This window comes from uncultured Georgenia sp., assembly GCF_937958535.1.
Taxonomy (GTDB): Bacteria; Actinomycetota; Actinomycetes; order Actinomycetales; family Actinomycetaceae; genus Oceanitalea.
In genome coordinates, this window is sequence record NZ_CALGNQ010000187.1 from 1 (window position 1) to 10,241 (window position 10,241).

At 73.7% G+C, this 10,241-nt stretch carries 9 protein-coding genes; 3 read left to right on the plus strand and 6 right to left on the minus strand.

Going from position 1 to position 10,241, the window contains the following annotated elements; translation table 11 throughout:
• Positions 1-109: 109 nt before the first annotated feature.
• Both Q0195_RS09825 and Q0195_RS09830 read left to right on the plus strand, forming a co-directional pair.
• Positions 110-829 (plus strand): response regulator transcription factor, encoded by a 720-nt coding sequence (locus Q0195_RS09825; protein ID WP_299277706.1) that lies wholly within the window; start codon positions 110-112, stop codon positions 827-829.
• Positions 826-2,238, plus strand: a complete 1,413-nt coding sequence (locus tag Q0195_RS09830) for a HAMP domain-containing sensor histidine kinase (protein ID WP_299277709.1) — start codon at positions 826-828, stop codon at positions 2,236-2,238. The genes Q0195_RS09825 and Q0195_RS09830 overlap by 4 nt, the downstream gene beginning before the upstream one ends.
• A gap of 149 nt (positions 2,239-2,387) precedes the next feature.
• On the opposite strand, the gene Q0195_RS09835 is transcribed toward Q0195_RS09830, so the two are convergent.
• The 5 genes from Q0195_RS09835 to Q0195_RS09855 form a co-directional block, all read right to left on the minus strand.
• Positions 2,388-3,911, minus strand: a complete 1,524-nt coding sequence (locus tag Q0195_RS09835) for an amidohydrolase (protein ID WP_299277712.1) — start codon at positions 3,909-3,911, stop codon at positions 2,388-2,390.
• Positions 3,912-3,913: 2 nt separating this feature from the next.
• A complete protein-coding gene (locus Q0195_RS09840) occupies positions 3,914-4,480 on the minus strand; it encodes an NYN domain-containing protein (RefSeq protein WP_299277713.1) in 567 nt (188 codons plus the stop codon).
• 157 nt (positions 4,481-4,637) lie between these two features.
• Entirely contained in the window at positions 4,638-5,375 is a 738-nt protein-coding gene (locus Q0195_RS09845) for a PspA/IM30 family protein (protein WP_299277716.1), read from the minus strand.
• 66 nt (positions 5,376-5,441) lie between these two features.
• Positions 5,442-7,430: a TPM domain-containing protein gene (locus Q0195_RS09850; RefSeq protein ID WP_299277719.1), complete on the minus strand. Its 1,989-nt coding sequence runs from the start codon at positions 7,428-7,430 to the stop codon at positions 5,442-5,444.
• Between the two features lie 47 nt (positions 7,431-7,477).
• Positions 7,478-8,392, minus strand: a complete 915-nt coding sequence (locus Q0195_RS09855) for a hypothetical protein (RefSeq protein WP_299277722.1) — start codon at positions 8,390-8,392, stop codon at positions 7,478-7,480.
• 105 nt (positions 8,393-8,497) lie between these two features.
• Between Q0195_RS09855 and Q0195_RS09860 the strand changes: the two genes are divergently transcribed.
• The gene (locus Q0195_RS09860) at positions 8,498-9,466 is read left to right on the plus strand and encodes a Gfo/Idh/MocA family oxidoreductase (protein ID WP_299277725.1); all 969 of its coding nucleotides are present in this window, start codon (positions 8,498-8,500) and stop codon (positions 9,464-9,466) included.
• Positions 9,467-9,471: 5 nt separating this feature from the next.
• Here Q0195_RS09860 and Q0195_RS09865 read toward each other — a convergent pair.
• Positions 9,472-10,241 (minus strand): DEAD/DEAH box helicase (locus Q0195_RS09865; protein ID WP_299277728.1); only part of this gene is annotated, 770 nt, incomplete at its 5' end.

A 10,241-nucleotide genomic window follows, 5' to 3' on the forward strand; every position in this document is an offset into this window, starting at 1 on the left:
AGCTGATGGGCATCTCGTTCGAGCTGCAGCGCTGTCCCTGGGGCTGACCCGACCACGGCTCCCACCGTCCTCCCAGGAAACGTCCAGCGTCACCACGCACACTGGAGGCATGTCGCAGACGCAGGCACGACTCCTCGTGGTGGACGACGAGCCCAATATCCGCGAGCTGCTCACGACGTCGCTGCGCTTCGCCGGGTTCGACGTCGTCGCGGCGGCCGACGGCAACGAGGCGGTGCGCCTGGCGGTGGAGGCGGAGCCGGACCTCATCGTCCTCGACGTCATGCTCCCCGACATGGACGGTTTCACCGTCACGCGGCGGCTCCGTGAGTCCGGGCACCACACCCCGGTCCTCTTCCTCACCGCCCGCGACGACATGTCCGACAAGGTCACCGGCCTGACCGTCGGCGGTGACGACTACGTGACCAAGCCGTTCTCGCTGGAGGAGGTGGTCGCGCGCATCCGCGCCATCCTGCGCCGGACCCAGCGTCACGAGCCGGACGACGCGGTGCTGCGGTACGCCGACCTCGAGCTGGACGAGGACGCCCACGAGGTCCGCCGCGGCGGGCGCGCCATCGACCTGTCACCCACCGAGTTCAAGCTGCTGCGGTACCTCATGGTCAACGCCGGCCGGGTGCTGTCCAAGGCACAGATCCTCGACCACGTGTGGGACTACGACTGGGGCGGGGACGGCGCCATCGTCGAGTCCTACATCTCCTACCTGCGCCGCAAGATCGACGGCCGGGGCAGTGACGGCGACAAGCCGGTCCCGCTCATCCACACCCGGCGCGGGGTCGGCTACATGCTGCGCGACCCCTCGGGTGCTCGATGACGCTGCGGGAGCGCTGGGCGGCGGTCTCGCTGCGGGGTCGCCTCGTCCTGCTCTTCGTCCTCCTCCTCGGCCTGGGGCTCACGGTCGCCGGGACGACGACCGGCACCTTGCTGCACGGCTACCTCATCGCCCAGACCGACGAGCAGATCGCGATGACGGCGCGGAACATCGACGTCGACACCCTCGAACGGCTGCAGCGGGGCGCCGACGCCGGGATGCCGAGCGACTACTTCCTGCGGCTGAGCTTCCCCCGCGAGACCCGGGACATCGCCGTCTCGTGGACGGTGGAGAGCTTCGGGGTGCCGATCCTGCCCGAGTCGGTCGCGGAGCCGGGGACGGGGTACACCGTCGACAGCACCGTGCCGGGAGAGCGCTGGCGGGCGGTGACCTACATCGTCCAGGACGCTCCCGGCACGACGATGACGGTCGCCCTGCCGCTCGCCGGGGTGGACGAGACGTTCTCCCAGATCGTCGTCGCCATCCTGGTCAGCGGACTGTGCATCGTCGTCCTCGGGGCCGCGCTGAGCTGGTTCGCGGTGCACCGCGCCCTGCGACCGCTGCGCCGCATCGAGCAGACCGCTGGGGCGATCGCCGCCGGCGACCTCTCCCAGCGGGTGCCGACCGCCAGTCCGCGGACCGAGGTCGGTCGCCTGTCCCAGTCACTCAACACCATGCTCGCCCAGATCGAGCGCGCCTTCGCCGCTCAGGCCGTGTCGGAGAGTCGCATGCGCCGGTTCGTCGCCGACGCCGGCCACGAGCTGCGCACCCCCCTCGCGACCGTCCGGGGCTACGGCGAGCTCTACCGGATGGGTGCCATCGGGGAGGACGAGCTGCCCACGGCGATGGCACGCATCGAGAGCGAGGCGCGACGCATGGGCGGCCTCGTCACCGACCTCCTCCAGCTCGCCCGACTCGACGAGGGCCGGGAGCTCGCTCGCGAGCCCGTCGACCTCACCGTCCTCGCCAACGACGCCGTCACCGACCTACGCGCTCTCGACCCGCAACGCCCGACGACCTTCCTCCCGCTCACCGACCCACCGCCCGCGCCGGGGACGACCACCGTGATCGGGGACGAGGACGCCCTACGCCAGGTGCTGTCCAACCTCACCGCCAACGTCGTCCGACACACACCGGCCGGCAGCCCGGTGGAGATCGCGGTCGGCCGTGTCGCGGACCAGGTCGTCGTCGAGGTGCGCGACCACGGGCCGGGCATCGCCCCCGAGCACGCCGAGCGGGTCTTCGAGCGCTTCTACCGCCTCGACGACTCCCGGACCCGTGCCTCCGGTGGTTCCGGACTCGGGCTGGCGATCGTCGCAGCGCTCGTCGCGGCCCACGGCGGGACGGCCCGGGTGCTCGACACGCCCGGTGGCGGCACCACCGTCCGGGTCACCCTGCCGGCCGCGGGGTGAGGGGCGGCAGCTGGAGGGCACGGGAGGGCCCACGCGTCGGTCGGTGCGCGCTCGATGAGAACTGCGCTGTCGGTGGGAAGTGGGCTGTCGGTGGGAGGTGGGCTGTCGGTGGGGAGTGGGCTGTCGGTGGGGGAGAGCGGGGGGAGCGGTCAGGGGATGGCGTGGTGGGTGACGCGGCCGGCGACGACGGTGGCGGCCACCCGCGTCCCGCGCAGGTGGGCCGCCGCGTCCGCCGACGAGTCGGCGGGGGCGAGCGGGTCGGTGTCGAGGAGGACGACGTCGCCCGGGTGGCCGGGGGCGACGGTTCCCCAGCCGTCGGTGCTCGCGGCGAGCGCCTCGGCGGGCGTGAGCTGCTGAGACGGTGTCCACGGCGGCCGGTCGTCGCCGCTGCGGTGCACGGCGGCGGCCATCGCGAGCCAGGGGTCGAGCCGGGAGACCGGCGCGTCGGACCCGAGACGCAGCTCGGCCCCGGCGTCGAGCAGGGAGCGCAGCGGGAAGGTGCGGTCCGCGCGGCCGGGCCAGACCGCCTCGGCGACGTCGCGGTCGTCGAGGAGGTGGGCCGGCTGGACGCTCGCCGCCACCCCGAGCGCGGCGAAGCGCGGCAGGTCGGCGCAGCCCACGAGCTGGGCGTGCTCGACCGTCCCCCGGGCGCCGGTGGTGTCGTAGGCGTCCAGGGCGATGGTCACCGAGGCGTCCCCGATGGCGTGCACCGCCGTCGCCAGCCCCGCGCGGGTGGCCCGCGACATGAGGGCGACGAGGTCGTGGGGCGGGACGGTCTGCTCACCGTAGGAGACACCGTGCCCCGCGGCCGGGGCGTAGGGCTCGTGACAGAACGCCGTGCGGGTGTTGAGCGCGCCGTCGGTGATGACCTTGACCGGTCCCATCGTCAGCAGCCCGCGCCCCTCGGGCAGCGGGTCGCCCGTGCGCAGGCCCAGGGCGAGGACGTCGTCGAGGTCGGCGGCGTACACGCCGGTGCGTACGCGCAGCAGGTCCAGGCCGGTGGCCACCCGCTCCGGCCAGGTCCGGTGGTTCGGGGCGAACTCGACGTCGACGACGCCGACGACCCCGCGGGCGGCGGCCGCCTCCACCGCGGTGCGCAGCGCGTCGTCACCCGCGTGCGGCATCTCGCCGACGACGGAGAGGACGTCGAACCACTCGTGCTCCCGGAGCGGGCCCTCCCGCGGCGGCAGCCCGAGCCGCCGTAGGGCCGCGCTGTTGAGCCAGCCGCAGTGGACGTCGCCGGAGACGAGCACGACCGGGACGTGCGGGGCGACGGCGTCGAGCGCCGCCGTCGTGGGGAGGTCGGGCCACAGCGCGTCCCGGAAGCCGTAGCCCTCGAGCAGCCCCCCGGGGGCCGGTGGTCGCGCCGTCACGGCATTGCGCACCAGCTCGACGACCTCGGCTGCGCTGCGGGCCGGGCCGAGGTCGATGCGCCCGAAGGAGCGTGCCCACTGGCCGCTGTGGATGTGCTGGTCCCACAGGCCCGGGACGAGCCAGCGGCCGTCGGCGTCGAGCTCGTCCTCGCCCCGCCGCAGCAGACCGGGGCCGACCTCGACCACGGTCCCGTCGACGATCAGCACGTCGACCGTGTCCGGGTGGTGCGGGGTGGTGCACCCACGCCGGGAGGCGACCGGGACCAGCCGGGCTCGCCGGACCAGCAGCGAGGCGGCCACCGTCAGAGGTAGCGGGTGGGGTCGAAGCTCTCGAGCGGGATGATGCGTACGCGCGGCAGCGGTGCCTGGAACGCGCCGAGGTCGTCCTCGAGGTCGTAGATCCGCAGGCCGCGCGACGTCAGCTCGGTGAGGTGGGAGTTGACGAACTCGCGGAAGCAGATGATGCCGACGTCGCGGCCGGCGTCGACCAGGGCCTCCACCTGGGGGAGGAAGTCGCCGTCGTGGCTGGCGAGCAGCACATCCCCGTAGGGCTGCTTGGCGATCGCCTCCAGGGTGCGCTGGATGCCGATGTCGACGACCTTCTCCGTCGCCGACCCGGACAGCGGGATCGGGTGGAAGTCCATCGCGAGCAGCGCCTGCACGAAGTTCATCGGCATCTGCCCGGAGCTGGCGTTGAGGAAGAAGAGCCCCTTGGCCGGCTGGTCGAAGGCGACGTGGGCGAAGTCGAGGATGCGGTCCCAGCGGGGACGCTCCTCCGGGGCGGGCCGTCGGCCGAGCACGCTCATGCCGAGGGTGGCGTCGATGTTCTCCCCGTCGATGAGGAGGTACGTGCGGGGCGCGTCGGGCATGGGCTCACCTTAGCGGCGTCCGGCGGACGACGGGGTATGTCGGGTCGGCGCACGGTCGGGCCGGGGGCACGTGCGGGGGTCCGGTCGGCCCCGGCCCCCGGGTCGTCGCTGCTCGGACCGCGACCCGACCGCGCCTCTCCGGCCCGGCCCCGCGCCGTCAGGCCTCGATCTGGCCGGGCTGCTTGCCCTGCTTGAGCGCGGCGAGGCGGAGCTCCACCTCGGACTTCGTGCCGTAGTCCTCCAGCTCGGCGAACTGGGCCTCCAGGGAGCCCGCGTTGAGCTCGGCGTGACCGGCGACGCGCGCCTCCTCGCGGCGCACCTGCTCCTCGAAGCGGGCGATCTCCGTCGTCGGGTCGAGCACGTTGATCGAGGAGATGGCGCTCTGCACCTTGCCCTGGGCCTCGGCGGTCTTCTGTCGGGCGACGAGCTGGTCGCGCTTGGACTTCAGTTCCTCGAGCTTGCTCCGCATCTGCGTCAGCCCGGTCTTGAGCTTGTCGACCACCTCGTTCTGGGCGGCGATCATCGGCTCGGCGTCCTTGGCCTCCTTCTCGGCCGCGATCTGTTTGGTGATCGCGATCTTCGCCAGGTCGTCGAAGCGCTGCGCCTCGGCGGCGTTGCCGGCGGCGCGCAGCTCCTCGGCCTTGTTCGACGCGGCGAGCGCCTTGTTGCCCCAGTCGCGCGCCTCCTCGAGGTCGGCGGCGTGGTCCTGCTCGGCGAGCCGCAGGTTGCCGATCGTCACGGCGACGGCCTCCTCCGCCTCGACGATCGAGTTCGTGTAGTCGCGCACGAGCTGGTCGAGCATCTTCTGCGGGTCCTCCGCGCGGTCCAGGAGGGCGTTGATGTTGGCCCGCGTCAGCTGGGCGATGCGGCCCAGGATGCTCTGCTTCTCGGTCATGGTGTACCTCTCGTCGTCGGTGCTGCTCGATTGTTCCAAACCACTGTGGCCGGGGCCACGGCGGGGTCAGAAGCGCCCGCCCCCGCCGCCGAAACCGCCGCCCCCGCCGAAGCCGCCTCCACCCCCGCCGAAGCCGCCGCCCCCGCCGAAGCCGCCCCCGCCCCAGCCGCTGTGCCGGCCCCCGCCGCCGAGGAGGATGCCGCCGAGGATCAGGGAGCCGACGTCGATACCCCCGCGGCCGCCGCCGAAGCCGCCCCCTCCGAAGCCGCCCCCGCCCCAGCCGTCGAAGGAGCTGGTGTCCCGTTCGGCGAGCTGCTGTGCGGCGGCGACCCGCTGCTCGGCCTGCTGCACCAGCGCCAGCGCCCGCTCCGGGTCGCTGCCGGCGAGGTCGGCGGCCTGCCGGGCGAGGCGGGCGGCCTCGGACAGGCGGGTACGTGCCTCGCTGCCCACGGCACCGCGACGGGTGCGGATGAACTCCGAGACCGCCTCGATACGCGCGTTGACGGCGTCCAGCCGGTGGGTCAGCTGCATGCGGGCGCGGTTCTGCCGCTCCTCGAGCTCCCGGGAGGGGGCGAGCACGGCGTCGAGCGCATCCTCGGCGGCGGTGAGGCGCTCGAGCGCGGCCAGCGGGTCGCCGCCCTGCCGGGCCTGGTTGCCCTGCTCGATGGCGCGGCGGGCCTCGACCACACGCGGGCCGATGACCGGGTCGTCGGGGGAGGCGAGCCGCTCGGCGTCCCGGACGTCCGCGCCGATCGAGGCGAGCGCGACATCCAGCCGCTCGGCGGCCCGGGCCAGGTCGTCCCCGGCGCGGTCGACGGCGTCGAGCAGGGAGGCGGCCTGCCCGATCGCCTCCTGCGCGGTGTAGGCGGCGGCGACGGCGGCCGCACGGTCACCGGCCTCGATCTGGCGACGGCCCTCCGCGATGGCCTCGCGGGCTCCCTCGAGCAGGCCGCTCGCCTGCTGCGGGTTCTGCGAGATCGACGTCAGCGCGCTCGCCGGGTAGCGCTGGGCGAGCCCGTCGAGCACGACCCGGGCGGTGGGCAGCCGGCCCTCCACCTCGGTGGCGCGCTGCTCCATCTCGGTGAGCACCTGCGGCGCGCGGGACTGCATGTCGCGCAGTTCGGAGAAGTGGCCGGCCTGCGCCTGGAGCGTGGCGGCCACCTCGTCGCACAGGGTGAGGATCTCGGCCATCATCGTGCGGGCCTGCGGCTCGGTCTCCGGCTGGTCGTCGTCGAGCAGCTGACGGATGTGGAAGGCGCGGGCGGCCTTCTCCTTGGCGTCCTCGAGCGCCGCGCTGAAGGTGTCGGTGGCCTGGAGACCGAACTGGGCCTTGGCGAAGCCGAGCTCCTCCTCCGAGGAGCGGATCGCGTCGTCGACCGCCACGAGCGCCGACGCCGCCCGCTTGTTCAGCTCCGGGGTGGGCAGGCGGAGCGGGTGGTCCGCCGGCAGCTCCTCCCCGCGCGGCCCCCGCGGCCCGGCGTCGCCCCGGTGCCGCTTCGTCCACCAGCGCACGAACGCAACGACGCCGATGACGAGCAGCCCGATGACGAGCAGGCCGACGACGAACGTGGCGATGCCCCCGCCCCCGCCGCCACGGATCTCCTCGGCCGCGGCCACCGCCGCACCCGCCCAGTCGTCGTTGCTCAGCGCGGGCCGGACGGCCTCGTCCTCCACCCGCCGCACGGTGCTGTCGTCGAGTGCGGTCGTCTCCCCGAGGTAGTAGACGCGGTCCTCGACGGCGACGGCGAGCAGCACCTCGCTGCCACCCATGCTCGACATCCGGAAGGTCTGCTCGGTCCACTCCCGACCGGTCATCCCGTCGAAGCTGTCGACGTAGACCGCGAACATCGTGATTCCCTCGTCCGCCTGCAGCTCGGCGAAGGCGGCCTCGATGTCCTCGACCTCCCCCGCGTCGAGCACCCCGGCGTTGTCGGTGACGCGGTCCTCGAGGAAGAACGGCGGCTCGGCGGAGGCGGGCGCCGCGCCGACCCCCAGGAGGAGCAGCAGGGCGAGGAGGGGCAGGGCGGCTGCGCGCAGTGGGGTCCGGAGGCTCACTCCTCGATCTTCGCGGCCCCCTCCCCGCATTGCAATGGAACGACGGACTACCGGGAGCGGACGATGGGCAGCTTGGTGCCCGCGGCCTCCCGCTCGTCGAGCACCGCCCGACGGAAGCTGAAGAGCTTGGCGGGGCGGCCACCGGTGGAGGGGTCCACCTCCCCGGTCTCCTCGACGAGCTCCTGCTGCTCGACGAGCCGCCGGAAGTTCTGCGTGTGCAGGTGCTGGCCGGCCACCGCCTCGACGGTCTCCTGGAGCCGGCGCAGCGTGAAGCTCTCCGGCAGCATCTCGAAGATCACCGGGCGGTACTGGATCTTGGCCCGCAGCCGGCTGATGCCGGTGGCAAGGATGCGGCGGTGGTGGCGTGCCATGGGCAGCCCGAGCTCCGCCGCCGGTCCGTGCGCGGGGACCTCGAGCGTCCCGCCGGTGTGCGCCTCGGGGACCAGGCCGGCCTCGTAGAGCAGCTCGTAGCGCTGCAGCGTCATCTCCGGCTGCCACTGGTGGTCATCGAGCCCGAAGGTGAGCGCGGCCCGCAGCCGGCGCCGCTCCTCCTGTTCGGGGTCGGCCGCCGCCCAGCGGAGGAGCTCCGGGGCGATGACCCGCTCGACCAGGTCGGAGCCCGCGCGGCGGTCCTCCCACGGGAAGTACTCCGTCCAGCTGTGCCAGCCCGGGGTCACCGAGGACACCGTGGTGAGCCCGAGGTAGGAGATCTCCAGGACCGGGCTCGGGCCGCGGTCGCGGTCGGCGAAGGTGTACAGCTGCTCGACGTAGCCGAGCTCGTAGCCCGTCTGCCGGGTCACCCACGAGCGCATCCCCTCCTGCATCGAGCGGTGCCCCCGCTGCAGCGGCCCCGAGGGGAGGCGGCCGCCGTCGGCGGTGGTGAGCACGAGGGGTACGCCGTGCTGCACGGCGGTGATGACGGCGACGAGCTCCGCGCTCACCGGCTCCCCGTTCCTGTTCATGGTCCCCTTCTCGTGTCCGCCTGACCGGACCATCATGCCGCGCCCGGCAGCACCGGGGCCCGGCCCGTTAGCCTGGACCGCGACCGGGAGAGGGAGGGAACCAGGGTGGGACAGGTCCGGTGGGGTGTGCTCGGGGCGGCGCGGATCGCCCGCAAGGCGGTCGTCCCGGCGATCCGCCGGGCGGGTGCCGGGGAGGTCGTGGCGGTGAGCTCGGCCAGCGGCCGGGCCGCGGACTTCGCCGCCGAGCTCGGCATCCCACGGCACTACGCGACGCACGAGGAGCTGCTCGCCGATCCGGAGGTCGACGCCGTCTACGTCCCGCTGCCGAACACCGAGCACGCCCGCTGGACGAGCGCGGCCGCCGAGGCGGGGAAGCACGTGCTGTGCGAGAAGCCGCTCGTGCAGGGGTTGGCCGAGCTCGACGCCGTCGAGGCGGCGTGCCGGCGCGCGGGCGTCCAGTACGCCGAGGCGTTCATGTACCGCCACCACCCGCAGCTGCGGCGGGTGCGCGAGCTCCTCGACGCCGGCGCGGTCGGTGAGCTGGTCACGGTGGAGTCCTCCTTCCACTTCGTCCTGGGCCGTGAGGAGCCGCTCGACATCCGGCTGCGTCCCGACCTGGGCGGGGGAGCGCTCAACGACATCGGCTGCTACCCGGTCGACCTCCTGGGGCTGCTCACCGGCGCCGAGCCGGACGAGCTCGGCGTCGTCGCGCACCGCGACCGGCCCGACGGGGTAGCCACCCGGGTCGCCGTCGCCGCCCGCTACGGCACGGTGACGGCGAATCTCCACTGCTCCTTCGACGCCGCCTTCCGGGCCGAGGCCCGGCTCGTCGGCAGCACCGGCGCCATCCACCTGCCCGACGTCTTCCGGGCCGACCGCCGCGGTGGCACCGCCCGCGTCGTCCTCGAGCGCGAGGAGGGGACCACCGTCGAGGAGGTCGACGGCGACCAGTACGGCGCCGAGGTCGCCCACTTCGCGCAGCGGGTCCGCACCGGGACGCCGGACCCCGGCGACGCCGCCCTCACCCGCCGCACCGCCGCCACCCTGGAGCGGATCACCGCCCGGATGGCGTAGCGCCGTCAGTGCCCGACGGCGTCGATCTCCTCGGCGTCGACGATGCGGTAGGAGTAGCCCTGTTCGGCGAGGAAGCGCTGCCGGTGCGCGGCGAACTCCTGGTCGACGGTGTCGCGGGCGACGATTGTGTAGAAGTGTGCCGTCCTGCCGTCCGCCTTGGGGCGCAGCAGCCGGCCCAGGCGCTGGGCCTCCTCCTGGCGGGAGCCGAAGGACCCCGACACCTGGATGGCCACCGCCGCCTCGGGCAGGTCGATGGAGAAGTTGGCGACCTTGGAGACGACGAGCACCGGCACCTCCCCGGCGCGGAACCGGTCGAAGAGCTGCCGGCGCTGGTTCACCGTCGTCGCGCCGGTGATGAGCGGGGCGTCGAGCCGGTTCGCCAGGTCCTCCAGCTGGTCGAGGTACTGGCCGATGACGAGCACCTGCTCACCGCGGTGGCGGCGGACGAGGTCCTCGACCACCCGCTCCTTGCCCTCGGCGGTGGCGGCGAGCCGGTACCGCTCGTCGGGCTCGGCGGTGGCGTAGGCCATGCGCTCGTGCTCGGGCAGCGTGAGGCGCACCTCGATGCACTCGGCCGGGGCGATCCAGCCCTGGGCCTCGATGTCCTTCCACGGGGCGTCGTACCGCTTCGGCCCGATGAGCGAGAAGACCTCGTCCTCCCGGCCGTCCTCGCGCACGAGCGTGGCGGTGAGCCCGAGCCGGCGGCGGGCCTGGAGGTCAGCGGTCATCCGGAAGATCGGCGCGGGCAGCAGGTGCACCTCGTCGTAGACGATGA

Excerpts from the sequence above, each read along its gene's own strand:
- Q0195_RS09830 (WP_299277709.1), top strand. The coding sequence starts at position 826 with ATGACGCTGCGGGAGCGCTGGGCGGCGGTCTCGCTGCGGGGTCGCCTC.
- Q0195_RS09855 (WP_299277722.1), bottom strand. The coding sequence starts at position 8,392 with ATGAACAGGAACGGGGAGCCGGTGAGCGCGGAGCTCGTCGCCGTCATC.
- Q0195_RS09840 (WP_299277713.1), bottom strand. The coding sequence starts at position 4,480 with ATGCCCGACGCGCCCCGCACGTACCTCCTCATCGACGGGGAGAACATC.
- Q0195_RS09825 (WP_299277706.1), top strand. The coding sequence starts at position 110 with ATGTCGCAGACGCAGGCACGACTCCTCGTGGTGGACGACGAGCCCAAT.
- Q0195_RS09845 (WP_299277716.1), bottom strand. The coding sequence starts at position 5,375 with ATGACCGAGAAGCAGAGCATCCTGGGCCGCATCGCCCAGCTGACGCGG.